Genomic DNA, 24,431 nt, shown 5'->3' on the forward strand with positions numbered 1-24,431 from the left:
AGGCGGGACTTTTGACTACGCTCAATATGTCCTTTCGCGGTGCTTGTGGAGCTTGCATGGTGTCGACAGACCGCCCCACCCATTCGGTGATGCCCGAGGCGCGCTACGAGCAGTTGGTCCAGGCAGTGGTGGACTATGCCATCTACATGCTCGATCCGACCGGCCATGTGGTGTCGTGGAACGCGGGTGCGCAGCGGATCAAGGGCTATCGCGCCGACGAGGTGATCGGCCGGCATTTCTCGTTGTTCTTTACTGACCAGGACCGTGCCGAAGGCCGTCCGCAACAGCTGCTGCACCAGGCCTTGGAAGAGGGCAAGGTGCAGGACGAGGGCTGGCGCGTGCGCAAGGACGGTACGCAATTCTGGGCGCTGGCGGCGCTAGATGTCATTCGTGATGAAAAAGGTGAGGTCATCGGCCTGGCCAAAGTCACCCGCGACATCACCGACCGCCGCGAATCCGCCCTGCAACTGGACGCCATGCGCGCGCAGCTGTTCCAGGCGCAGAAGCTCGAGGCCCTGGGGCAACTGACTGGTGGCCTGGCCCATGACTTCAACAACCTGCTGACGATCATCCTCAGTTCCGCCCGGCTGGCCTGCGGCAGCCAGGATCCGGCACGGGTGCGGCGCCTGCTCGAGCATATCCTCGACGCCGGACAGCGCGGTACCCAACTCACCCAGCAACTGCTCAGCTTCGCCCGGCATCGGCAACTGAACGTCACCCGCATCGCCCCGGCCCAGGTGATCGACACCACTCGTGGTCTGGCGGAGCACGCGCTGCCCAGGGACATCGAACTGCTGCCGCAGGTGCAGCCGGACCTGCCGTTGATCGAGGTGGATGCCGGACAGTTGCAGATGGTCCTGCTCAACCTGGTGTTCAACGCCCGCGACGCCATCGCGGCGACCGGGCAGATCCACCTGGCGGTAGAAAGCGTTCGCCTGACTGGCGAGGTGGAGGGCCTGCACGGGCACTTCGTGCGTTTCGATGTGCGTGATGACGGGCAGGGCATCGACCCCCAGGTGTTGCCGCGCATCTTCGAGCCGTTCTTCACCACCAAGGCTTTCGGCAAGGGCACCGGCCTTGGGCTGAGCCAGGCCTATGGCTTCGCCCGCCAGAGCGAGGGCGCGATCAGCGTCTCCAGCCGCCCCGGCGAAGGCACCTGCATGAGCCTGTACCTACCCGCCCGAACAGGCACCGATACCCCAGCGAGCGACGGATAGACGACCATGGTAGAGCAACTCAAGCGGCTGGCCACCGGCATCGAAGGGCTCGATGCGCTGCTCAAGGGCGGGCTGGTGGTCGGTGCCTCCTACATCGTCCAGGGGCATCCGGGCTCGGGCAAGACCATCCTCGCCAACCAGCTGGCCTGCAACCATGTGCGCGACGGTGGCCGGGTGCTGGTGGCGACTTTGCTCAGCGAGTCCCATGAGCGTCTGTTCCAGTACCTGTCGACGCTGAGCTTCTTCGATCCGGCGCTGGTCGGCGACAGCATCCAGTTCGTCAGCGCCTTCGACACCCTCGAGCAGGATGGCCTGGACGCGGTGGTCAGGCTGTTGCGCCAGGAGATCGCCCGGCAGCAGGCCACCTTGCTGGTCGTCGATGGCCTGCTCAACGCCCGCTCGCGGGCGGAAACCAGCCTGGACACCAAGAAGTTCGTCTCCGAGCTGCAGGGACATGCGGCGTTCGCCGGTTGCACGGTGTTGCTGCTGACCAGTGCCCGGCTGGAGGAGGGCAGCCCCGAGCACACCATGGTCGATGGCGTGATCGAGCTGGGCGAGCACCTGGTCGGCAGCGCCGCGGTGCGGCATGTCCAGCTGCGCAAGACCCGCGGCAGCAGCGCGCTGTCCGGGCGCCACGAATGCCAGATCGACGAGTCGGGGTTGCAGGTCTATCCGCGTCTCGAGGCGCTCTATAGCCGGCCCAGCCAGCAGGATGCGCAAACCCTGGCGCGGGTCGCCACCGGGGTCGCCGACCTGGACGGCATGCTCGGTGGCGGGCTGGCCGAGGCCTCGGTGAGCCTGCTGATGGGGCCATCCGGCGTGGGCAAGACCGCCTTGGGCATCGCGTTTCTCGCCGCTTCGAGCAAGGCCGCGCCGGGGCTGCACTTCGGTTTCTACGAGACGCCGGCGCGATTGCGCTTGAAGGCGTCCGCGTTGGGCTACGATCTGTCGGCATTGGAGCGCGAAGGAACGGTGCAATTGAGCTGGCAGCCGACCACCGAAGGCCTGCTGGACCAGCTCGGCGCCCGTCTGCTGGCGCAGGTCGAGGCATTGGGCGCGCGACGCGTGGTGATCGACAGCCTCGGCGCCTTCGGCCGCCTGGCGCTGGAGCCCGCCCGCCTGAACGCGTTCTTCCGCGCGCTGACCGGCGAGTTGCGCGCCCGCGGCGTCACGGTGCTGCTGACCTGGGAGATGCGCGATATCTTCGGCTCGGAGATCACCGCGCCGGCCCCGGACCTGTCGAGCATCGTCGACAACCTGATCCTCATGCGCTTCGCCGAGCTCGATGCACAACTGCACCGCGCGCTGTCGATCATCAAGGTACGCGACAGCGACCACGATCCGGCCCTGCAGGCGTTGAACCTGGGGCCCAAGGGCATCAACCTGGCGCGGGCGTTCGATGGCGCCAGCGGCGTGCTCAGCGGCTCGGCGACAACGCCAGGAGACCGCTGATGGGATGAACAGCATCCTGATCGTCGACGACGAGTACCTGATCGCCGATATCCTCGGCTTTGCCCTGGAGGATGAGGGCTACCTGGTGGAAAAGGCCAGCAATGGGCGCAAGGCCCTGGAGGCCCTGAGAGAAAAGCGCGTGGACCTGGTGATCACCGACTACATGATGCCGGTGCTCAATGGCGAGGAGTTGCTGAACGCGATTCGTGACGAACTGCAGCTGGCGGATTTGCCGGTGATTCTCATGAGCGGCGCCCAGGCCAGCCAGGGTCGGGCCTGCCCCGGAAGGTTCGCGGCGGTATTCGACAAACCCTTCGACATGGACCGGATGATCGCCACGGTGCGCGAACTGCTCGGCACCTGAGGTTCGGGAGAGGCTCCCCGCATGGGCGGGCAATCGATCAGGCGCATCCGTGCGGCATGATGCGGTTGGCTTGAGGTTACTCGTCGTTGCTCTTCTCCGGTGCCGGGCTGCCGGCCTGGATACGCTTGTAGATCTCTTCACGGTGCACCTGGACATCCTTCGGCGCATCGATACCGATCCTCACCTGCATCCCCTTGACGCCCAGAATGGTGACTTTGATGTCGTCGTCGATGACGATGCTTTCGCCAACCTTGCGTGTGAGTATCAGCATGTAGTTCTCCTTGGTGATGTAGAAAACCGCCGAGCCTGATGGTCTGCGGTGGGAGCCTGTCCCTCTTCCTTCTCATTAAAGACGCTTTCGGCGGATAGTAATTCCCCGACAGACAAATTCTGTTATCGATCTTTAGTTGCAGGTGCCAGTGGGGGTGCTACGCATTCCACTGGCCAAGGTGCTCGGTGGCAAGGATAGGGTGCTTGGCGCCATATGGGAAATTTCTCTGCTCGATGAACTAAATAGTGGGGCTCAATGATCGTTCTGGCCCTGCAGGGCCTGGAGGAAGCGCAGCAGTGGTACTTCCTCGATTTCCAGGCCCTTGCGCGCATGGGCTGGAACAAAGTAGTAAGCATCACCAGCGTGGGAGCGGGCTAGCCCCGCGATCACCGGCGAAGCCGGTGCCCCACCCCCCATCGCGGGGCTAGCCCGCTCCCACGCTGTCCCGGTTAGGTCAACGTATTATGTTTTGCTCCATGAGAGGTCGGCGGGATCACCAGGGCGGCGATGCGCGCCAGGGTGTCGGCATCACGGCATGGGTGCGGTCCATGGAGGGCACTGTTGCTGCAATGGACCGCGCCCGTTGCGGCATTGCTCAACCCAGCAGCGCCACCGACTTGATCTGCGCCCACAGCATCTGGCCCGGCTGCACCGCGAGCTGGTCCGCCGAATAGCGGGTGATGCGCGCCAGCAGGGCGCTGCCGGCGGCATCCAGGCTGACCAGCACATGGGCCGGATTGTCCGCTGGGCGGCACTCGCGGACCCGCACCGGCAGGCGGTTGAGGATGCTCGAGGCGCCGTCTGCGGTCAGTGCCAGGCTGACATCCCGGGCCTGTACCTTGAGGCGCAGGGTGCTGCCCATGTGCAGCCCGGGGTGGGCGATGCGCAAGCGCTGGCCGTCACCGCCGGGCAGGCGCAGCTCGAACAGCTGGTAATGCGGGTCGTGGCCCACCACCACGCCTTCAAGCACCACGCCGGCATCCTCGCCCTGTGCCAGGGGCAGGTCGAGGCGTGCCAGGGTCTGGCCGATCGGTCCGCTGGCCACGGCCTTGCCCTGTTCGAGCAGGACCAGGTGGTCGGCCAGGCGCGCCACTTCGTCCTGGGCGTGGCTGACGTAGATCAGCGGGATATCCAGCTCGTCGTGCAGGCGCTCCAGGTACGGCAGGATCTCGCGCTTGCGCGCGCTGTCGAGCGCGGCCAGCGGCTCGTCCATCAGCAGCAGCCGTGGGCTGCTGAGCAGGGCCCGGGCGATGCCGACCCGCTGCGCCTCGCCGCCGGACAGGGTCGCCGGCTTGCGCGCCAGCAGGTGGCCGATGCCCAGCAGTTGGCAGGCCTGTTCCTGGCTGATCTTGCGCGCCTCGGGGGCGATGCGGCGCCAGCCGAACTCGAGGTTACCGCGCACCGACAGGTGCGGGAACAGGCTGGGCTCCTGGAACACGTAGCCGACCGGGCGCTGGTGCGGCGGGATGAAATGCCCGCGCGCGCTGTCTTCCCAGACCTGGCCGTTGACTTCGATATAGGCGCTGGCGGCCCGCTCCAGGCCGGCCAGGCAGCGCAGGCAGGAGGTCTTGCCCGAGCCGGAATGGCCGAACAGGGCGCTGATGCCGCGTCCGGGCAGATTCAGGTCGACGTCCAGGGTGAAGTCGTCGCGCGCCAGTTTCAGGCGCGTCTGTATCGATGCGCTCATGTCAGCTCCAGCCGGCCTTGCCGCGACGGCCTGCATAGAGCATCAGCAGCACCAGGAACGAGAACACCAGCATGGCCCCGGCCAGCCAGTGCGCCTGGCTGTATTCCATGGCCTCGACGTGATCGAAGATCTGCACCGAGACTACGCGGGTCCTGTCGGGAATGTTGCCGCCGATCATCAGCACCACGCCGAACTCGCCCACGGTGTGGGCGAAGCCGAGGATGCTGGCAGTGACGAAGCCGGGGCGCGCCAGCGGCAGCACCACGTGGATGAAGGTGTCCCAGGGGCTGGCGCGCAGGGTGGCGGCCACCTCCAGCGGGCGCTGGCCGATGGCGCCGAAGGCATTCTGCAACGGCTGCACCACGAAGGGCATGGAGTACACCACCGAGCCGATCACCAGCCCGGTGAAGCTGAACACCACGCTGCCCAGGCCCAGGGCCTGGGTCGCCTGGCCGATCCAGCCATGAGGGCCGAGGGCCAACAGCAGGTAGAAACCGATCACTGTCGGTGGCAGCACCAGGGGCAGGGCGACCACCGCGCCGATCGGCCCGCGTAGCCAGGAACGGGTGCGCGCCAGCCACCAGGCGATGGGCGTGCCCAGCACCAGGAGAATGGCGGTGGTCAGGCTGGCCAGCTTGATGGTCAGCCAGATCGCGCCCAGGTCACTGGCGTCGAGCGGCATCAGAGCTCATAGCCGTAGGACTTGATCACCGCGGCGGCCTTCGGGCCCTTGAGGTAGTCGACCAGGGCCTTGGCGGCCGGGTTGTCCTTGCCTTTGTTGAGGATCACCGCGTCCTGGCGGATCGGGTCATGCAGCTCGGCCGGAACGATCCATGCCGAGCCCTCGGTTACCTTGCCATCCTTGTAGATCTGCGACAGGGCGACGAAGCCCAGCTCGGCATTGCCGGTAGACACGAACTGGAAGGCCTGGGTGATGTTCTGGCCTTCGACGATCTTCGCCTTGGTGGCTTCGGTCAGCTTCAGCTTGTCCAGCACCTGGGTGGCGGCCAGGCCGTAGGGCGCGGCCTTGGGGTTGGCGATGGACAGGTGCTTGTATTCGTTCTTCTTCAGCACCTCGCCCTTGGCGTCGACGTAGCCCGGCTTGGCCGACCACAGCGCCAGGGTGCCGATGGCGTAGGTGAAGCGCGAGCCCGCGACGATTTCTTTCTCCTGCTCGAGCTTGGCCGGGGTGCTGTCGTCGGCGGCGAGGAACACTTCGAACGGCGCGCCGTTCTTGATCTGTGCGTAGAACTGGCCGGTGGCGCCGTAGGCGGCGACCAGCTTGTGGCCGGTGTCCTTCTCGAAGTCCTTGGCGATGGCCTGGATGGGCGCTGTGAAGTTGGCCGCTACGGCGACCTGGACCTCGTCCGCCTGGGCGGCGTTGGCGGCGATCAGGGTGGCAAGGGCGCTGAAGGCCAGGTGGGACAGGCGAATACGCATGCAAACGGCTCCTAGGGACGGCGGGTTATCGTTATGGCTTTGACTATATAGCGATACGCCATCCGTCGGGAAGAGGGTGCCTGAAAATTTCCTGATCTACGAGTCAGCTTTTTGTTGTCTGCCCGGCAATCAGGCGGGTCAGGTCGCCCGCTGGCATATGCCGCCCGAGGCGCAGCGCCTGTCCCGACCACAGGTTGCTGAAATCGGCGTTGCCCTGTGGATCGGTGATCGCCCGCAGCGGCATCAGCGCGCCGCCGGCCAGCGGGAAGCGTGGGGCGAGGGTGCTCATCGGCCCCAGCTCGCGCATCAGGCGGTTGTTGATGCCGCGGGCCGGGCGGCCGGTGAACAGGTTGGTCAGCGCGGTGTCGCTGGCGGACGCGCTGTCCAGGGCGCGACGGTGCGCCGGGGACACCTTGGCCTCTGGGCAGAACAGGTACGCGGTGCCGACCTGCACCGCCGAAGCCCCCAGGGCCAAGGCGGCGACCAGGCCGCGATGATCGCCGACACCACCCGCCGCGATTACCGGCAGCCGCACGGCATCGGCCACCTGCGGCACCAGGGCGAAGGTGCCGATCTGGCTGGTGATGTCACTGCCGAGGAACATGCCGCGATGGCCGCCGGCCTCGTAACCCATGGCGATGATCGCGTCGCAGCCGTGCTGTTCCAGCCACAGCGCTTCCTCCACCGTGGTGGCGCTGGACAGGACCTTGGCCCCGCTCGCCTTGACCCTTTGCAGCAACTCGGGCACCGGCAGGCCGAAGTGGAAACTGACCACTTCAGGGCGCAGTTCCTCCACCAGCTGGCAGCTCAGTTCGTCAAAGGGGGCACGATTGGACACCGGCGTCGGCGCCTCGAAGTCCGCGCCGACTTCCTCGTAGTAGGGCTTGAGCGCCTGCTTCCAGCGGGCGTCGCGCTCGGGATCCGGTGCTGGCGGCTGGTGACAGAAGAAGTTCAGGTTGAGCGGGCCCCGGCAAGCGGTGCGAAAGGCCTCGATCTCGCCGCGCACCTGTTCGGCGCTGAGCATGGCGCAGGGCAGGGCGCCCAGGCCGCCGGCGTTGCCGACGGCAATGGCCATGGCCGAACCGCTGGCGCCGGCCATGGGGGCCTGGAGAATGGGCAGCTCGATACCCAGCAGGTCGAGGATGCGGCGGTCTTGCCAGGGGCTCATGGGCGACTCCTTGAGTGCGGGGCGTGCTGCGTGGTTACAGGGCCTTGCTGACCTGGATGTCGCTGATCTTGTCGGCGTCGTCGCCGTGGATCTTGCGCAGGGCCTGCTGCGCCTGCTCGAGGGAGGCGTCGGGCATCTGGGCGAAATCCCAGCGGCGTTCACCGTCGAGCTTGTACTTGATCACGTACTTGATGGTCTGGGTCATGCGGCTATCCGAGTGTTATCCAAGTTTCGACGACGAGCGACGGATGATCTTGATCTTGTGGCTGAGGGCCGGCTTGCGCGTCACCGAGATCGGGCGGGTGGTCACGGTGTCGATGGTGATGTTCCAGAAACCGGTGCTGGGCACGGTGATCTTCGCCGGGAAGCGCTCGAAGTGGCCGCCGTGGTAGGTGTGGCGCCCGCCATTCTTGAAACTGCGGAAGTTGGCGTCGTTCATCAGGCGGATGTTGCAGCGCTGGGAGCACTCGATGACGACGATGTCGTCCTCGTTCAGGTGCTCGCGCTGGTGTACGAATTTCATGGGGTGCTCCGCAAGGATTGTTTCAGCAAACGCGAAAGATACCACGATGTGAGGTTACACTTGCGCCCGGGCTGGCCAAGCCAAGGAGATTTCTGCCAGACGTGGGAGCAAAACCGCCTGGATGTGGTCAGAGGATGACTTTGAAGAAGCTGGAGACGATGTAGATGAAATGGGTAGCAGCAGCGGTGGCGCTGACGTTGGGCGGCTGTGTCAGCGTGACGGAGCTCGAGCAGTCCCACGCGACGCTGGATGTGATCTCCGGCAAGACGCCGCGCGAGTATGCCGACTGCGTCAAGCGCAAGCTGGCTGATACGCGTGATCCTTTGCAGGAAGAGCTGCGTGGCGATGGCTTGCGCCTGACCGTGCCGCAGAAGCTGACGTCAGGCGTCGGCCCTGCGGCGCTGCTCGATATCGACAAGCGCGGCAGCGGCAGCGCGATCAAGGTGTACGAGCGGTTGAACAACTTCCCGCTGCGCCTGGGTGATGTGCGCACCTCGGCGACCCAGTGCATCTCCGGTTCTTGATCCAGCTCAGTTAATCGGCAATTAGCTGGCGGTTTGCCACTTTCCTTCCCGGTGACGCGTTGTCGCACGTCGGGGAATAGGCCTAGTATTTCTGGGCTTATATCGTTTAAGCCTAAGCTTATAACAAGGAAATGGAGCCTCCGTGATGAAAACCCTGAGCCATGTCGTGATCGGCAGCCTGCTGATCTTGGCCTGGCCCTCGGCGCACGCTGCCGATGGCCAGAAAATCTTCAATCAGGGCGGGCAGAACCCCGCCGCCATGGCCTGCCTGGGCTGCCATGGGCCGGACGGCAAGGGTATCGCCGCCGCCGGTTTTCCCCGTCTTGCCGGTTTGCCTGCCGGCTATCTCAGCAAGCAATTGCATGACTTTCGCAACGCCAGCCGCAAGCAGGCGGTGATGGAACCGTTGGCCAAGGCCCTGGACGATGCCGAGATCGAGGCGGTCAGCGCCTACCTGGCCAAGCTGCCGGCCGATGCCGCGGCGGACACGCGCCGCCAGCAGATCGCCAACGATCCGGTGGCCCGCCTGGCCGTCTATGGCGACTGGAGCCGGTTGATCCCCGGTTGCGTACAGTGCCACGGCCCGGGCGGCAGTGGCGTCGGCGAGCACTTCCCGCCGCTGGCTGGGCAGCCTGCCGGTTACCTGGTGGCGCAACTCAATGCCTGGCGCGATGGCAGTCGCAGCAATGATCCCAACCAGTTGATGGTCAACGTGGCCAAGGCGATGACCGATGCCGAGGTCAAGGCGGTCGCCGACTACTTCGCCCAACCGGCCAGCCAGGAGGTCAAGCCATGAAAGTCCTGATGCCAACCCTGCTGCTGGTGGCCATGGGCACTGCCCAGGCCGCGCCCATCGCCATGGAAGACCAGTCCCAGCTCAAGGTCCCGGGTGTGCAGGCCGCCCCGCAGTTCGTGCCGCCCGCGGAAAGCGCGATTCCCGACAACGCCTTCGGCAAGATGGTCCGTGAAGGCCACGCGCTGTTCGTCGATACCCGCCGGCTGATGCCCGACGCGGTCGGCAACGGCTTGAACTGCAGCAACTGCCACCTCGACCAGGGGCGCCTGGCGCATTCTGCGCCGCTGTGGGGGGCCTACCCGATGTATCCGGCGTATCGCAAGAAGAACGACAAGGTCAACACCTTCGCCGAGCGTATCCAGGGCTGCTTTACCTTCAGCATGAACGGCAAGCCGCCGGCGGCCGACAGCCCGCAGATGACCGCCTTGAGCGTTTACGCCTACTGGCTGTCGACCCAGGCGCCGACTGGTGTGGAAATCGCCGGTCGCGGCTACCCGGAGGTGCCCAAGCCCGAGGGGGGCTACGACTTCAAGCGCGGCAAGCAGGTGTACGACGAGCAATGCGCGATCTGTCACGGTGGCAATGGTGAAGGACAGAAAGTGGCCGGGGAATACGTGATGCCGCCGCTGTGGGGCAAGGATTCCTATAACTGGGGCGCCGGCATGCACCGGATCAATACCGCGGCGTCGTTCATCAAGTACAACATGCCACTGGGCAAGCCCGGCAGCCTGAGCGACCAGCAGGCCTGGGACGTGGCGGCGTGGATCAACCGCCATGAGCGGCCGCAGGATCCGCGGCTGGTCGAAGGCTCGATCGAGAAGACCCGGCTGAAGTTCCATGCCAACGACGGGGTCAACCTGTACGGGCAGAAAGTTGATGGCGTGTTGATCGGGCAGGGGATCGGCGGTTGAGCTGAAACCCTCGCGGGGCAAGCCCGCTCCCACGCCCAGCAAGGGACGATCGTGGGGGCGGGCCCGTCCCGTGATGATGTCGCCGGTCGCCTGAAATTCACGGCCTGGCGGAACTATCTACACTGGAATGTCTCTATGATGGCATCGGCCAGCGCGGGGGGCATTGTAAGGTGACCGCCGCCTGATTAGACTGCGCCGAATTTCGTACGCAAAGCCCTTGTTAAGGACGTATATGATCAAGAAATGCTTGTTCCCGGCAGCCGGTTACGGCACCCGCTTCCTGCCCGCTACCAAAGCCATGCCCAAGGAAATGCTGCCGGTGGTCAACAAGCCACTGATCCAGTATGGCGTTGAAGAAGCACTGGACGCCGGCCTCAACGAGATCTCCATCGTCACCGGCCGTGGCAAGCGCGCCCTGGAAGACCACTTCGACATCAGCTACGAGCTGGAAAACCAGATCAAGGGCACCGACAAGGAGAAATACCTGGTCGGCATCCGTCGTCTGCTCGACGAGTGCTCCTTCGCCTACACCCGCCAGACCGAAATGAAAGGCCTGGGCCACGCCATCCTGACCGGCCGCCCGCTGATCGGCGACGAGCCGTTCGCCGTGGTGCTGGCGGACGACCTGTGCGTCAACCTCGACGGTGACGGCGTGCTCGCGCAGATGGTCGCGCTGTACAAGAAGTACCGCTGCTCGATCGTCGCCATTCAGGAAGTCGATCCGCAGGAAACCAACAAGTACGGCGTCATCGCCGGTGAAGAGATCAAGGACGGCATCTTCCGTGTCGACGCCATGGTCGAGAAGCCCAAGCCAGAGGACGCGCCGTCCAACCTGGCGATCATCGGCCGCTACATCCTGACCCCGGACATCTTCGAGAAGATCGAGCAGACCGAGCCGGGCAAAGGTGGCGAGATCCAGATCACCGACGCGCTGATGAAGCAGGCCGCCGAAGGTAACGTGATCGCCTACAAGTTCAAGGGCAAGCGTTTCGACTGCGGTGGCGCCGAAGGCTACATCGAGGCGACCAACTTCTGCTTCGAGAACTTCTACAAGACCGGCAAGGCTTACTGAGTCCCCGGCGTTGTCTGGAAAAGCCACCTTCGGGTGGCTTTTTTGTTTGCGGCGGCCAACGGCGCTATGCTGGGCGCCTGCCTAGGAGACTCAATGCATGGCTTACGATTTTGATCTGTTCGTGATTGGCGCCGGTTCTGGCGGTGTACGCGCGGCGCGCTTCGCCGCAGGCTTCGGCGCCAAGGTGGCGGTGGCTGAAAGCCGTTATCTGGGGGGCACCTGCGTCAACGTCGGGTGCGTGCCCAAAAAACTGCTGGTCTACGGCGCTCACGTCGCCGACGAACTGGAACAGGCTGCCGGCTTCGGCTGGACCCTGGAAGAAGGCCACTTCGACTGGGGCACGCTGATCGCCAACAAGAACCGCGAGATCGAGCGCCTCAACGGCATCTACCGCAACTTGCTGGTCAACAGCGGCGTTACCCTGTTGCAGGGCCACGCACGCATCACCGGGGCTAATGAGGTGGAAGTCGAGGGCCAGCGCTACAGTGCCGCCAACATCCTCATCGCTACCGGCGGATGGCCGCAGGTGCCGGACATTCCGGGCAAGGAACTGGCCATCACGTCCAACGAGGCGTTCTACCTCAAGCAACTGCCGCGACGCGTGCTAGTGGTGGGCGGTGGTTACATCGCCGTGGAGTTCGCCGGGATCTTCCAGGGCCTGGGCGCCGACACCACGCTACTGTATCGGGGCGATCTGTTCCTGCGTGGTTTCGACGGCTCGGTGCGCACGCACCTGAAGGAAGAACTGGAAAAACGCGGCCTGAACCTGCAATTCAACGCCGACATCCAGCGTATCGACAAGCTTGAGGACGGCAGCCTCAAGGCCACCCTCAAGGATGGTCGCGAGCTGGTCGCCGATTGCGTGTTCTACGCCACCGGCCGCCGGCCGATGCTGGACAACCTGGGCCTGGAGAACACCGGTGTGGAACTGGACGAGCGCGGGTACATCCGCGTGGATGAGCAGTACCAGACCACCGCCCCGTCGATCCTGGCCATCGGCGACGTGATCGGCCGCGTGCAACTGACCCCGGTGGCGCTGGCCGAAGGCATGGCCGTGGCCCGCCGCCTGTTCAAACCCGAGCAGTACCGCACGGTCGACTACCAGAACATCCCGACCGCGGTGTTCAGCCAGCCGCCAATCGGCACCGTGGGCCTGACCGAGGAACAGGCGCTGGCCGTCGGGCACAAGGTGCAGATCTTCGAGAGCCGCTTCCGGGCGATGAAGCTGACCCTGACCGATATCCAGGAAAAGACCTTGATGAAGCTGGTGGTCGATGCCGACACCGACAAGGTGCTGGGCTGCCACATGGTCGGGCCGGATGCCGGCGAGATCATCCAGGGCCTGGGGATCGCCCTGAAGGCCGGGGCGACCAAGCAGCAGTTCGACGAGACCATCGGCGTGCACCCGACCGCCGCCGAAGAGTTCGTGACCATGCGCACCGTCACCCGCTGATACGCGTTATCCCAGATCGCGGGGCAAGCCCGCTCCCACGCCTGAAAACCTCCTGGCGTGGTAGCGGGCTTGCCCCGCGATGCATTTTGCCCTCGCAATCCTTTGCTCAGCCCAATCCCTTCTATTAATAATCTCGCCTTATAGCCAAAACCAATCACCAGCATGAGCTTTGCCAATGAGCCTTCCACGGGACCAGCGGTTAGGATTCTCTCCGTCAACCGAATTCAACCCATGAAGGAGCGTCTCTCATGCCAATCATCAACAGCCAGGTCAAACCGTTCAACGCCACTGCTTTCCACAATGGCGAATTCGTCCAGGTCAGCGAAGCCGACCTGAAAGGCAAGTGGTCCGTCGTGTTCTTCTACCCGGCCGACTTCACCTTCGTCTGCCCGACCGAACTGGGTGACCTTGCTGACAACTACGCCGAGTTCCAGAAGCTGGGTGTGGAAATCTACGGCGTGTCCACCGACACCCACTTCACCCACAAAGCCTGGCACGACACCTCGGACACCATTGGCAAGATCAAGTACCCGCTGATCGGTGACCCGACCCACGTCATCTCGCGCAACTTCGACGTGCTGATCGAAGAAGCCGGCCTGGCCGATCGCGGTACCTTCGTGATCAACCCGCAAGGTCAGATCAAGATCGTTGAAATCAACGACGGCGGTGTAGGCCGTGACGCCAGCGAACTGCTGCGCAAGGTCAAGGCTGCCCAGTACGTTGCCGCCCACCCAGGCGAAGTCTGCCCGGCCAAGTGGAAAGAAGGCGAAGCCACTCTCGCTCCATCCCTTGACCTGGTCGGCAAGATCTAATTTTCGTCCGATAAGCGCCTGCGCGACGACCATGCTGCGTTGAAAACAGGCTCGGAATGCTCATTGACAACCCGTCAAGTCGGGCGCGACCCCGGCCGTTCCTCGCCTGTTTTCGCCTTGCCTGATCGCCGCGCAGTCACTTCTCGAACGAAAATCCGGTTATGCGCCAATCGCGGGCGGTAGACAGCCGCCAAAGCTGAAGCAGTTACCGCCCCGTAAAAACGCCCGGGCGATCTCGCCTGGGCGTTTTTGTATCCGAGTTTTGAAAAAGGAATCGCCCGTATGTTGGACGCCACGCTTAAATCGCAACTGAAAACCTACCTGGAGCGGGTCACCCAGCCGATCGAGATCGTTGCCTCCCTCGACGACGGCGCGAAGTCCCGCGAACTGCACGACCTACTGGTGGAAATCGCCGGCCTGTCGAACCTCATTACCTTCAGCGCGGATGGTAACGACGCCCGTCGTCCTTCGTTCTCGCTGAACCGCCCGGGGGGCGATATCAGCCTGCGCTTCGCCGGCATCCCCATGGGCCACGAATTCACCTCGCTGGTGCTGGCGCTGCTGCAGGTCGGCGGCCATCCCTCCAAGGCCAGTGCCGAAGTGATCGAGCAGATCCAGGCGCTGGAGGGCGAATTCACCTTCGAAACCTACTTCTCGCTGTCGTGCCAGAACTGCCCGGACGTGGTCCAGGCGCTGAACCTGATGGCGGTGCTCAACCCCAATGTGCGCCACGTCGCCATCGACGGCGCGCTGTTCCAGGATGAAGTCGAAGCCCGCAAGGTCATGGCGGTGCCGAGCATCTACCTGAACGGCGAAGTGTTCGGCCAGGGCCGCATGGGCCTGGAGGAGATCCTCGGCAAGATCGACACCAATGCCGGCGCTCGCCAGGCCGAGAAGATCAACGCCAAGGACGCCTTCGATGTGCTGGTGGTCGGGGGTGGCCCGGCTGGCGCCGCCGCCGCGATCTACGCCGCCCGTAAAGGCATTCGCACCGGTGTCGCCGCCGAGCGCTTCGGTGGCCAGGTGCTCGACACCCTGGCGATCGAGAACTTCATCTCGGTGCAGGAGACCGAAGGGCCGAAGCTGGCCACGGCCCTGGAAGAGCACGTCAAGCAGTACGACGTCGACATCATGAACCTGCAGCGCGGCGAAGCGCTGATCCCGGCCACCGATGGCGGCCTGCATGAAGTACGCCTGGCCGGCGGCGCCTCGCTCAAGGCCAAGACCGTGATCCTCGCCACCGGCGCCCGCTGGCGGGAAATGAACGTGCCGGGCGAGCAGCAATACCGTGCCCGTGGCGTGGCCTACTGCCCGCACTGCGACGGCCCGCTGTTCAAGGGCAAGCGCGTGGCGGTGATCGGTGGCGGCAACTCCGGCGTGGAAGCAGCCATCGACCTGGCCGGCGTGGTCGCCCAGGTGACCCTGATCGAGTTCGACAGCCAACTGCGCGCCGATGCCGTGCTGCAGCGCAAGCTGCACAGCCTGCCGAACGTCAAGGTGATCACCAGCGCGCTGACCACCGAAGTGGTCGGCGATGGCGAGAAGGTCACCGGCCTGCGCTACAAGGATCGCACCAACGACACGCTGCATGACCTGGCGCTGGAAGGCATCTTCGTGCAGATCGGCCTGCTGCCGAACACCGACTGGCTCAAGGGCACGGTCGAGCTGTCGCCGCGTGGCGAGATCATTGTCGATGCCAAGGGCCAGACCAGCATCCCCGGCGTGTTCGCCGCAGGCGACGTGACCACGGTGCCGTACAAGCAGATCGTCATCGCCGTGGGCGAGGGCGCCAAGGCGTCGCTGGCAGCCTTCGATCATCTGATCCGCACTTCGGCGCCGGCCTGACGGCAGCGGGGTGTAAACGTGAAAACGCCGCCATTCCTTCGGGGATGGCGGCGTTTTTGTGTGGGGGCTATCGCGGGCAAGCTCGCCCCATGTGGGTGATCCCGGTCAGGCTGGATTACTCAGCGCCTCGTCGGCGGCCTTGCCGCGCCCGCCCAGCCACACCAGCAGCAACCCGGTCGCCGCCAGCAGGCCTCCGGCCATCGGCACCGCGGCATAGCCCAGGTCCAGGCTGATCACCGCGCCACCCAGGGCGGCGCCGACGGCATTGCCCAGGTTGAAGGCGCCCACGTTGATCGACGACGCCAGCCCCGGTGCCTCGGCTGCGGCGGTCATCACTCGCATCTGCAGCGGCGGCACCACGGCGAAGGTGAACACGCCCCATACCAGCAGCGCTAGCGCGGCGCCGACATGGCTGCCCAGCACCAGCGGCATCAGCAGCATGATTGCCGCCAACGCGCCGAGGAAGATCCGCGCGGCGCCGTCCAGCGACCAGTCGGCCAGCTTGCCGCCCAGGCTGTTGCCGAGGGTGAAGCCAACGCCGATCAGCACCAGGCCGAGGGTGACGAAACTGTCCGAGGCACCGGTCAGTTCGGCGAGCACCGGGGCGACATAGGTGTACAGGGTGAACATGGCGCCTGCGCCCAGGACCGTGGTGGCCATGGCCAGCAGCACGTTGGGGCGGGCGATCACCGCCAGCTCCTTGCGTACATGGGGCACGCTGCCACGCTCGCCCTTGGGCAGGGCGTACCACAGCGCCGCGATGGCCAGCACGCCGAGCACCGCGGTGCCGGCAAAGGCCATGCGCCAGCCGACCTGCTGGCCGAGCCAGGTGGCTGCTGGCACGCCGCCGATGTTGGCGATGGTCAGGCCCATGAACATGGTAGCCACGGCGCTGGCCTGCTTGTCCCGGGGCACCACGCTGGCGGCCACCACCGCGCCCAGGCCGAAGAAGGCGCCGTGGTTGAGGCTGGTGATCAGGCGCGAGAGCAGCAGGGTGTAGTAGTCCGGCGACAGGGCCGAGAGCAGGTTGCCGACGGTGAAGATGCCCATCAGCATCATCAGCGCGGCGCGCTTGCCGAAGCGGCTGAACAGCAAGGTCATGATCGGCGCGCCGACCATCACGCCGATGGCATAGGCGGTGATCAGCATGCCCGCACTGGGGATGCTGGCACCGACGCCATCGGCGATCACCGGCAACAGGCCCATGGGGGTGAACTCGGTGGTGCCGATGCCGAAGGCGCCGATGGCCAGGGCGAACAGCACCCGTTTGGGAGAAAGCGTGCTCATTGGGAGCTCCGAAAAAGCGGTTGAGAGCGGGGCGGTGGGCCTCCATGCCCGAAGGATATCAGTCCCAGACTGGCGCCAGGCCGTCCGGGCTGACTTCGCGGCCGTTGCGTTCCAGGGTGGCGATGCGCGCCATGTCGTCGGCGTCCAGGCGCAGGCTGCGGGCAAGCAGGTTGCTGGCCAGGTTCTCGCGCTTGGTGGACGACGGGATAACCGCATAGCCCAGCTGCAAGGCCCAGGCCAGGGCCACCTGGGCCACGGTGGCCTTGTGCTTGGCGGCGATCTCGGCCAGCAGCGGATCCTTCAGCACCTTGCCGTAGGCCAGGGTCATATAGGAGGTGGTAGTGATGCCCTGTTCCTGCAGGAAGGCGGTCAACTTGCGGTTCTGCAGGTACGGGCTGAGTTCGATCTGGTTGGTGGCGATCTCGCCCTGGCCGACCACGGCGATGGCCTGGCGGGTCAGCTCGATATTGAAGTTGGAGATGCCGATCTCGCGGGTCAGGCCCTGGCGCTTGGCTTCGGCCAGCGCCTGCATGTATTCGGGCAGTTCGACACCGTTGCCCGGCGCCGGCCAGTGGATCAGCAGCAGGTCGACATGGTCGGTGCGCAGTTTGGCCAGGCTTTCGTGCAGGCTGGGGATCAGCTTGTCGGCGGCGTAGTGGTCGACCCAGATCTTGGTGGTGATGAACAGCTCGTCGCGCGGCACGCCGCTTTCGGCGATGGCCTGGCCGACCTCGGCCTCGTTCTTGTAGATCTGCGCGGTGTCGATGGCGCGGTAGCCCAGCTCCAGCGCCGACTTGACCGAATCGATGACGGCCTGGCCGGTGAGGCGGAAGGTACCCAGGCCAAAGGATGGAATGCTCATGCAACTGCTCCTGTCGAGTGAGGGGATCGAGGCCCGAGCAGTGGGGCGCGGGTTCGAACGGGTAGGCGCAGTGTGCGGTGTTCGGCGGGATTGATTAAGGCGTCGGCGCGCCAAGGTCCTTTGACCTGGAGTCATGAATACCTGGTTGGATTGTGAGCGGGGCGAGGCAATAGCGGCTATTGCCGCCATTGCGGGGCAAGCCGGCAGGGGCTGCGCTGACTGCTCTCAGCAACAGCGCAGCCCCGGAGCTCAGCAGTGCTGTCAGGCGACCGGGATCAGCGGGTCGGCCGCTGCCAGTGCGGTGGCCCGGTCCGCTGCCGGCGGGTAGATCCACACCGAGTTGATCTGCTGCTTGAGCTGCTTGGCCTCGAACTTGTCGGTCGGTGGCGAGACGGTGCGTTCCCAGCCTTCGGTGTACACCGCGCCCCAGGCGCCGAGGTCCAGGCAGGTGACGTACTTGGGCTGGCTGTAGGTCATCGGTGCCACGCCGATCAGCTCGGCGGCGGCGTTGTTGCCGGCGTAGCGGCCCAGGGGGATGGCGTGCTGGCAGGACATCACGGCAAAGTTGCCGACCTCGTCGCAGGCCGCATAGGCCACATCGCCCGCGGCATACACATCCGGGTTGCCGATGACCTTGAGCTGGCCGTCCACATGCAGGCGGCCCTGGCGGTCGCGCTCTCCGGTGATCTGCTCGGTCAGCGGGTTGGCCTTGAAGCCGACGGTCCAGACCACCGTGTTGGCGGCGATGCGTTCGCCGTTGTCGAGCAGCACGCCGCCGGCATCCACCGAGGCCACCGTGGCGCCGCAGACCCACTCGATGCCCAGCGCCGCCGAGGCCTGCTCGATGGCCGGACTGATACCTGCGCCTAGGGCCGCGCCGATCTTCGCCCCGCGGTCGACCACGACGATGCGCGGCGTGACCTTGTCGCCGAGGATCGACCGCAGCCGGCTGGGCAGCTCGGTGGCGGTCTCGATGCCGGTGAAGCCGCCCCCGGCCACCACCACGGTGTTGCGCGCCGGGCTGTCGGGGCGGGTGGCCAGGGACTTGAGGTGTTCCTCAAGGCGGGTGGCCGACTCGATCTTGTCGACGTCGAAGGCGTGGCGGTCGAAGCCTTCCAGCGCCGGGCGGTTGAGCAGGCTGCCGCAGGCCATGATCAGGCGGTCGTAGCCAAGCCTGGCCTCGATGCCGCCGGGCTGGCGGTACGCCACTTCACGGCTGGCCTGGTCGATGTGGTAGGCGCTGCCTTTGACGAAGCGCACGTTGACCGCGTCGAACAGCGCCTGCAGCGGCGCGGCCATGGTGTGCACATCGGGTTCGTAGAAGCGAGGGCGGATGTGCAGCTCGGCCTGAGGCGCGAGCACGGTGATCAGTACGTCGTCGCGTTTGTGCTGGTCTAGCAGGCGGGCGGCGCCGAGGGCGCTCCACAGCCCGGCGAAGCCTGCGCCAATGATCAGGATCTGTTTCATGAGGGTGCTCCTGAATGCCGCGATTATCGATGTTGTCGCTGCGGCAGTGGGAAAAGGGTACGCCTTGCGGGAGGACATGGATCGTGGCCCGACAGGCGTGCTGCAGATGCTAAGCGCGCCCCCGGCTTGCCCCTAGGCCAAAGAACCCTGGATTTCGGCCAGCGGCACGCTGCGGGCAAAGCGCGCCCGGTAGTCCCGCGGGGTCACCGCCAGGTGGCGCTGGAACGCCAGGCGCATGCGCTCCTCGCTGCCGAACCCGCAGTGGCGAGCGACCTGCTCGATATGCTGGTCGGAGTTCTCCAGCAAGCGCCGCGCCGCCTCCAGGCGGAACACCTCGATGGCCTTGGCCGGGGTGCGGCCGGTCTTGTGCTTGTACACCCGGGTGAAGTTGCGCAGGCTCATGCGTGCCTGCTCGGCCAGCCGCTCGACCGTCAGGCGCGGGTCGCCCAGGTGCTCGTTGAGCCACAGGTGCAGGGCCTCGAAGGCGGCGCTGTCCTCGCCCTGGGCCTTGAGCAGTTCGCTGAACTGCGCCTGGCCACCGGGGCGCTTGAGGAACACCACCAGCTCGCGGGCTACCTGCATCGCCACCTCGCGGCCACAGTCGGCCTCGACCAGGGCCAGCGCCAGGTCGATGCCGGCGCTGACCCCGGCCGAGGTCCACACCTGGTCCTGTTGCACGAAGATCGACTCGGCGTCCACCTCGATGGCCGGGAAGCGCCGGTGCAGCGCATCGCACATCGCCCAGTGGGTGGCGGCTCTGCGGCCGTCGAGCAGGCCGGCGGCGGCCAGCAGGAAGGTGCCGCTGCACACCGAGGCGGTGCGTCGGGCGCGTTGGGCGGCCTGGGCCAGCCAGGCGATCAGTTCGGCGTGATCGGGGAGGGTGCGCACGATCTCCGGTGCGCCGGGCACCACTAGGGTGTCGAACGGCTCGTGCAACCAGGGTGCCAACGATTCGGTGCCTATCGACAGGCCTTCTGCGGTGGGCACCAGGCCGCCTTCGAGGCTGGCAGTGACCAGGCGGTAGCCCGGCAGGCCACGCGCGGCACGGGCCTTGGTCGCGGCCCAGAACACCGTCTGCGCGCCGCTGAGATCAAGCAGGCCCATCTGCGGGTAGGCGAGGAACAGCAGGGTACGCGGCTGATCCAGGGCGTGCACGGGCGGGGTGGGGATCTGCGGAATGTCGGTCATGGCAAGCTGCTTGTGGCGTGGGCATGAACCTAAGTCGAGCACTTGGCGCTGTGCCGATCAAGCGCGGCACGACAGGCGCATGTGGCGCTGGCCGGCGATGGGTTGCGTTGCAGTCCCGGTGCAGCGAACGGCGATGCACCGGGGTCTAAACCGACAACATCTGCGGAGAATATTGCAGGTCCTACAGCCTTTCTTCCGCTGTTTATGTAGTCCTTTTCCTAAAGGTGCCTTTTCCTCCGGTAGCCCGTTGTAGCGGATTGGCGCTCGCTTTAGTCTCGGGCTGCTCGTCGCGCTTCACTCCACCGGAGCAGGCCGGACCACTGGGCAGCTTACCGCGCAGGGATCGCGCGGTTTGGTCTGGCGGCTGCAGAGGATGAGCCGCGGCGGGCTCTTTCTTTTTTCCTGGGGGCAAGGTTATGGACAAGGACGAACACGCAAAGGGCACTGGGGGCCTGAAGATCGTCAGCCTGGTCGGTCGCAGCAAGCGGTACGCGGTGCGTGACTGGGTGCAGGCGATCCCGGGGTTGCCGACCGAAGACGTACTGCAGGAAACAACGATAATCCTCGGCTGCATCACCAGCCTGACCTACCAGGCGTTGAGCCAGCCGAAAGAGGCACAGACGCTGATGCGGGCTACGTATTACCTCAGTGGCATGGCCAAGGCGATGATCGATGGACAGTTGCCGGTGAGGCAGGAGCAAGGTGACAGTTGAAGTCCGGTGCACCAAGAAGGGCCGCTTTCGAGCAATCGAATGCGGCTTTTTTGTCTGGGTTGGAAGGAGTACAGGGTATGGCACCGGCTTTGCCGGTGATCGCGGGGCAAGCCCGCTCCCACGATGTAGCTGATCTACAGCTCAGTCTTTTCGCAGGCGTCGCAGGGTTGCCGCCAATGCGACAGTCAACGTTACCGCCAAAAACATCGCCAGGCTGATGGTCACGGCAACCCCCAGCCGCTCCAGCAACCCCGCCATTGCCAGGTAGAACGCAATCACCCCCACCGCACCGATGGCATTGCCCCGCACCATCGCCGCCATCCCGGCCCGCCCGCCTTGCACATGGGCGAACACCACCAGTGGCCAGGCAATCACCGGAATCGGCGCGAGCATGCCGCTGGTGGCCGGCCCCAGCCAGCTGGCCAGGCTGGTGGTGACCATCAGCAGCGAGGTGGCGGACACCATGCGCAGGGGTATTTCCCAATAGCGGTGTCGGGGGCGGGCGAGGGTGTCGGGCCTGGGCTCGCGGCCACTGGCGCGGATCAGCACGCCGATCAGCAGCAGCGCTACGGCCACCGACAGGTACAGCCCTCCCCAGTGGGTGAAGGCATAGGCCGCCAGGCCATAGAACAGGATCGACAGCGCGACAGCCACGCCGATGCCGACCTTGCGCGTGGCGAACAGGTAGAAGGTGTAGGTGGCCTGCACCGCCGCCAGCCCACCCAGCGCGCCGGGCACCGCGCCCAGGGCGAAGCCCGTGCCTTGCTCCAGGCACAGGAAGGTCATAACCAGGGCCGAGGTGATCGGCAGACCGGACAGCAGTCCACCGAGCAGGCCACCCCAGCGCCGCGAGGCGAGGGAGATGGCCCACATCAGCAGCGGGGTGACGAGGAGTTTCAGGTAGAAAAGGGTCATTGCGTGGGGTTCCGGTTCTGCAGGGTACGCGCCCGCCGTCGGCATTGGGTGGGGCGCGGGTCGATCAGCCGCGGCTGGCCTCAAGCGCCTGGGCGAGGTCGGCGATGATGTCGTCGCTGTGCTCGATGCCGATCGACAGGCGCACCATGTCCCGCGGCACGCCGGCCTTCTCCAGCTCCTCGTCGTTGAGCTGGCGGTGGGTGGTGGAGGCGGGATGGCAGGCCAGCGACTTGGCGTCGCCGATGTTGACCAGGCGCACCACCAGTTGCAACGCATCGATGAAGCGCGCCCCGGCGGCCTGGCCGCCCTTGATGCCGAACGACAGGATCGCCGCCGGCTTGCCGCCGGTGTAGCGCCGGGCCAGTTGGTGCTCGGGGTGGTCGGGCAGGCCGGCATATTTCACCCAGGCCACCTGGTCGTGTTCCTGCAGGTAGCGGGCGACCTTGAGCGCATTCTCGGTATGGCGCTCCATGCGCAGGGCCAGGGTCTCCAGGCCTTGCAGGATCAGGAAGGCATTGAACGGCGACAGCGCGGCACCGGTGTTGCGCAGCGGCACCACGCGGCAGCGGCCGATGAAGGCGGCAGGTCCGAAGGCCTCGGTGTAGGTGACGCCGTGGTAGGACGGGTCGGGGGTGTTGAGCAGGGCGAAACGTTCCTTGTGATCGGCCCAGGGGAATGTGCCCGAGTCGATGACGATGCCGCCGATGCTGGTGCCGTGGCCGCCGATGTACTTGGTCAGCGAGTGCACGACGATATCGGCGCCGTGCTCGAACGGGCGGCAGAGAATCGGCGTGGCCACGGTGTTGTCGACGATCAGCGGCACGCCATGGCGGTGGGCCGCTTCGGCCAGCGCGGCGATATCGACGATGTTGCCGGCGGGGTTGCCGATCGACTCGCAGAATACTGCCTTGGTGCGCGCGTCGATCAGCGCCTCGAGGGCGGCGATGTCGTCATGGGCGGCGAAGCGGGTGGTGATGCCCATGCGCGGCAGGGTGTGGGCCAGCAGGTTGTAGGTACCGCCGTACAGCTTGGCCACCGAGACGATGTTGTCGCCGGCTTCGGCGACGGTCTGGATGGCGTAGGTGATGGCGGCCATGCCCGAGGCCACGGCCAGCGCGCCGACCCCGCCCTCGAGAGCGGCCATGCGTTGCTCGAGCACGTCGTTGGTGGGGTTCATGATGCGCGAGTAGATGTTGCCAGCGACCTTGAGGTCGAACAGATCGGCGCCGTGCTGGGTGTCGTCGAAGGCGAACGAGGTGGTCTGGTAGATCGGCACGGCCACCGCCTTGGTGGTCGGGTCGGGGCTGAAGCCCGCGTGGATGGCGAGTGTTTCCAGCTTCATACGGTCGTTCCTTGAGCGTGGGGTGGAAGCGGTTGAGCATGGGCTGGGGCAGCGCTGGCGGTCAAGGGTCGAGGTTCAACGTTGCGCCGAGGGCACCTGGCGCCGTTGCGTCTCCTCCTCGAGATAGCCGATCAGCGCGGTCACTTCGGTTTCGCCCAGGCGCATGTTGGGCATCGCCAGCTGGTTGTACTGCGCGTACAGCAGCATCGCCAGCGGGTCTTTCTCCGCCAGCATCCGGTCCGGCTCCATCAGCCAGCGTTTCAACCACTGCTCCTCGCGCTGGCGGGTCACCCCCAGCAGGTCCGGGCCGATGCCATGGGTGGCGCCAGGCTCGGCATCGCCCAGGGTATGGCACGACGAGCAACGGGTACGGAACAGTTGTTCGCCGGCGCTCGGCGGGCGGATGTCGGGGGCCTGGGTGTAGTCGCGGCGCTGGGCGCTGGCGGTCTTCCAGTTGTGCAGGCTGTTGGCCAGGCGGTCGGCGAGGATGTACGGGCTTTCGAAGGGCGAGGCCTTCATCCAGCGGCCGGTGGCCTGGTTGCCGATGATCAGGCTGAGGTTGTGGTCCTTGCTGCGGCCGTTCTCCAGGCCCTCGATGTACAGCCCGAGGCTGCGGCGCAGCTGCTCGATGTCGGCGGCTTCGCCGGTGAGCAGGGTCCAGCCGGGGCCGATGGCGAACTTCTCGGCGTAGCGTTTGAGGGTGGCGGGGGTGTCGTTGTAGGGGTCGATGCTGATCGAGTAGATGAAGATGTCCTGGCCGACGCGCTCGCCCAGCAGCTTCTGCACCTGGCGCAGGCGCGCGGTTTCCACCGGGCAGGAGTCACCGCAGCCGGTGAAGATGAAGTTGATCGCCACCACTTTGTCCTTGATCAGGTCGTCGAAAAAATGCACCTGTTGGCCGTCCTGGGTGAGCAGGGGGATGTTGGGGAAATAGTCGGCGCCCCAAGGTGTGGAGGGCGTTGCGCGGGTACTGGGAGGCAGCGACCAGGCGAGGCTGAGGGTGAGCAACAACAGGAGCAGCAGGCGGCAGAGGCGGGGCATGGTTTTACCCTCTGGACAGGGAACAGGGCAAGGACAGCGTGGGAGCGGGCTTGCCCCGCGAACACCGGCAGAGCCGGTGCC

26 protein-coding genes are annotated in these 24,431 nt (G+C 65.6%); 12 read left to right on the forward strand and 14 right to left on the reverse strand.

Annotated features, from left to right (window positions below):
* Positions 1-56: 56 nt before the first annotated feature.
* From HU735_RS21535 to HU735_RS21545, 3 genes are read left to right on the forward strand one after another with little or no spacing between them, the layout of a single operon-like run.
* The gene (locus HU735_RS21535; protein WP_186715201.1) at positions 57-1,217 is read left to right on the forward strand and encodes an ATP-binding protein; all 1,161 of its coding nucleotides are present in this window, start codon (positions 57-59) and stop codon (positions 1,215-1,217) included.
* A gap of 6 nt (positions 1,218-1,223) precedes the next feature.
* Entirely contained in the window at positions 1,224-2,669 is a 1,446-nt protein-coding gene (locus HU735_RS21540; protein ID WP_186715202.1) for an ATPase domain-containing protein, read from the forward strand.
* Positions 2,670-2,673: 4 nt separating this feature from the next.
* A complete protein-coding gene (locus tag HU735_RS21545; RefSeq protein WP_186715203.1) occupies positions 2,674-3,033 on the forward strand; it encodes a response regulator in 360 nt (119 codons plus the stop codon).
* Positions 3,034-3,109: 76 nt separating this feature from the next.
* Here HU735_RS21545 and csrA read toward each other — a convergent pair whose 3' ends face one another.
* A complete protein-coding gene (gene csrA, locus HU735_RS21550; protein ID WP_023628788.1) occupies positions 3,110-3,304 on the reverse strand; it encodes a carbon storage regulator CsrA in 195 nt (64 codons plus the stop codon).
* Between the two features lie 255 nt (positions 3,305-3,559).
* On the opposite strand from csrA, the gene HU735_RS27315 reads away from it, so the two are divergent.
* A complete protein-coding gene (locus HU735_RS27315; RefSeq protein WP_273018724.1) occupies positions 3,560-3,682 on the forward strand; it encodes a hypothetical protein in 123 nt (40 codons plus the stop codon).
* A 217-nt stretch (positions 3,683-3,899) separates the two neighbouring features.
* Here HU735_RS27315 and modC read toward each other — a convergent pair whose 3' ends face one another.
* From modC to HU735_RS21580, 6 genes are all read right to left on the reverse strand, one after another.
* A complete protein-coding gene (modC, locus tag HU735_RS21555; protein ID WP_186715204.1) occupies positions 3,900-4,991 on the reverse strand; it encodes a molybdenum ABC transporter ATP-binding protein in 1,092 nt (363 codons plus the stop codon).
* Position 4,992: 1 nt separating this feature from the next.
* Entirely contained in the window at positions 4,993-5,673 is a 681-nt protein-coding gene (modB, locus tag HU735_RS21560) for a molybdate ABC transporter permease subunit (protein ID WP_186715205.1), read from the reverse strand.
* Complete coding sequence (gene modA, locus HU735_RS21565; RefSeq protein WP_186715206.1) at positions 5,673-6,431, reverse strand: molybdate ABC transporter substrate-binding protein; 759 nt, start codon at positions 6,429-6,431, stop codon at positions 5,673-5,675. The genes modB and modA overlap by 1 nt, the downstream gene beginning before the upstream one ends.
* Positions 6,432-6,534: 103 nt before the next feature.
* The gene (locus HU735_RS21570; protein ID WP_186715207.1) at positions 6,535-7,599 is read right to left on the reverse strand and encodes a nitronate monooxygenase; all 1,065 of its coding nucleotides are present in this window, start codon (positions 7,597-7,599) and stop codon (positions 6,535-6,537) included.
* A gap of 34 nt (positions 7,600-7,633) precedes the next feature.
* On the reverse strand, positions 7,634-7,804 hold the full coding sequence (locus HU735_RS21575; RefSeq protein ID WP_177330847.1) for a hypothetical protein: 171 nt from the start codon (positions 7,802-7,804) through the stop codon (positions 7,634-7,636).
* Between the two features lie 15 nt (positions 7,805-7,819).
* On the reverse strand, positions 7,820-8,122 hold the full coding sequence (locus HU735_RS21580) for a DUF1883 domain-containing protein (protein ID WP_050706249.1): 303 nt from the start codon (positions 8,120-8,122) through the stop codon (positions 7,820-7,822).
* Between the two features lie 164 nt (positions 8,123-8,286).
* Between HU735_RS21580 and HU735_RS21585 the strand changes: the two genes are divergently transcribed.
* The 7 genes from HU735_RS21585 (at position 8,287) to ahpF (ending at position 15,535) form a co-directional block, all read left to right on the forward strand.
* Positions 8,287-8,646: a hypothetical protein gene (locus HU735_RS21585; protein ID WP_186715208.1), complete on the forward strand. Its 360-nt coding sequence runs from the start codon at positions 8,287-8,289 to the stop codon at positions 8,644-8,646.
* A 145-nt stretch (positions 8,647-8,791) separates the two neighbouring features.
* Entirely contained in the window at positions 8,792-9,442 is a 651-nt protein-coding gene (locus tag HU735_RS21590; RefSeq protein ID WP_186715209.1) for a c-type cytochrome, read from the forward strand.
* The gene (locus HU735_RS21595) at positions 9,439-10,353 is read left to right on the forward strand and encodes a c-type cytochrome (RefSeq protein ID WP_186715210.1); all 915 of its coding nucleotides are present in this window, start codon (positions 9,439-9,441) and stop codon (positions 10,351-10,353) included. Before HU735_RS21590 ends, HU735_RS21595 begins: the two co-directional genes overlap by 4 nt.
* A gap of 232 nt (positions 10,354-10,585) precedes the next feature.
* Positions 10,586-11,425 (forward strand): UTP--glucose-1-phosphate uridylyltransferase GalU, encoded by an 840-nt coding sequence (gene galU, locus HU735_RS21600; RefSeq protein WP_050706245.1) that lies wholly within the window; start codon positions 10,586-10,588, stop codon positions 11,423-11,425.
* Between the two features lie 97 nt (positions 11,426-11,522).
* Positions 11,523-12,878: a glutathione-disulfide reductase gene (gene gorA / locus HU735_RS21605; protein ID WP_186715211.1), complete on the forward strand. Its 1,356-nt coding sequence runs from the start codon at positions 11,523-11,525 to the stop codon at positions 12,876-12,878.
* Between the two features lie 248 nt (positions 12,879-13,126).
* Entirely contained in the window at positions 13,127-13,690 is a 564-nt protein-coding gene (ahpC, locus tag HU735_RS21610; RefSeq protein ID WP_186715212.1) for an alkyl hydroperoxide reductase subunit C, read from the forward strand.
* Between the two features lie 282 nt (positions 13,691-13,972).
* A complete protein-coding gene (gene ahpF, locus HU735_RS21615) occupies positions 13,973-15,535 on the forward strand; it encodes an alkyl hydroperoxide reductase subunit F (protein WP_186715213.1) in 1,563 nt (520 codons plus the stop codon).
* 105 nt (positions 15,536-15,640) lie between these two features.
* Here ahpF and HU735_RS21620 read toward each other — a convergent pair whose 3' ends face one another.
* From HU735_RS21620 to HU735_RS21635, 4 genes are all read right to left on the reverse strand, one after another.
* A complete protein-coding gene (locus tag HU735_RS21620) occupies positions 15,641-16,822 on the reverse strand; it encodes an MFS transporter (protein ID WP_186715214.1) in 1,182 nt (393 codons plus the stop codon).
* A gap of 58 nt (positions 16,823-16,880) precedes the next feature.
* Positions 16,881-17,684 carry a 2,5-didehydrogluconate reductase DkgB gene (gene dkgB, locus HU735_RS21625; protein ID WP_186715215.1) on the reverse strand — a complete coding sequence of 268 codons (804 nt, stop codon included), beginning with the start codon at positions 17,682-17,684 and terminating at the stop codon, positions 16,881-16,883.
* Positions 17,685-17,945: 261 nt separating this feature from the next.
* Positions 17,946-19,151: an NAD(P)/FAD-dependent oxidoreductase gene (locus tag HU735_RS21630; protein WP_186715216.1), complete on the reverse strand. Its 1,206-nt coding sequence runs from the start codon at positions 19,149-19,151 to the stop codon at positions 17,946-17,948.
* Between the two features lie 132 nt (positions 19,152-19,283).
* On the reverse strand, positions 19,284-20,339 hold the full coding sequence (locus HU735_RS21635) for a DJ-1/PfpI family protein (protein WP_186715217.1): 1,056 nt from the start codon (positions 20,337-20,339) through the stop codon (positions 19,284-19,286).
* A 416-nt stretch (positions 20,340-20,755) separates the two neighbouring features.
* Here HU735_RS21635 and HU735_RS21640 point away from each other — a divergent pair, with 416 nt between their 5' ends.
* The gene (locus tag HU735_RS21640) at positions 20,756-21,052 is read left to right on the forward strand and encodes a DUF3077 domain-containing protein (protein ID WP_186715218.1); all 297 of its coding nucleotides are present in this window, start codon (positions 20,756-20,758) and stop codon (positions 21,050-21,052) included.
* Between the two features lie 141 nt (positions 21,053-21,193).
* Here HU735_RS21640 and HU735_RS21645 read toward each other — a convergent pair whose 3' ends face one another.
* The 3 genes from HU735_RS21645 to HU735_RS21655 all read right to left on the reverse strand — a co-directional run bounded on the left by HU735_RS21645 (position 21,194) and on the right by HU735_RS21655 (position 24,350).
* Complete coding sequence (locus tag HU735_RS21645; protein WP_186715219.1) at positions 21,194-21,967, reverse strand: hypothetical protein; 774 nt, start codon at positions 21,965-21,967, stop codon at positions 21,194-21,196.
* 64 nt (positions 21,968-22,031) lie between these two features.
* Complete coding sequence (locus HU735_RS21650) at positions 22,032-23,309, reverse strand: bifunctional O-acetylhomoserine aminocarboxypropyltransferase/cysteine synthase (RefSeq protein WP_186715220.1); 1,278 nt, start codon at positions 23,307-23,309, stop codon at positions 22,032-22,034.
* 75 nt (positions 23,310-23,384) lie between these two features.
* Positions 23,385-24,350 (reverse strand): SCO family protein, encoded by a 966-nt coding sequence (locus tag HU735_RS21655; RefSeq protein WP_186715221.1) that lies wholly within the window; start codon positions 24,348-24,350, stop codon positions 23,385-23,387.
* Between the last annotated feature and the right edge of the window lie 81 nt (positions 24,351-24,431).

The organism is Pseudomonas sp. BW16M2 (genome assembly GCF_014268865.1).
Taxonomy (GTDB): domain Bacteria; phylum Pseudomonadota; class Gammaproteobacteria; order Pseudomonadales; family Pseudomonadaceae; genus Aquipseudomonas; species Aquipseudomonas peradeniyensis.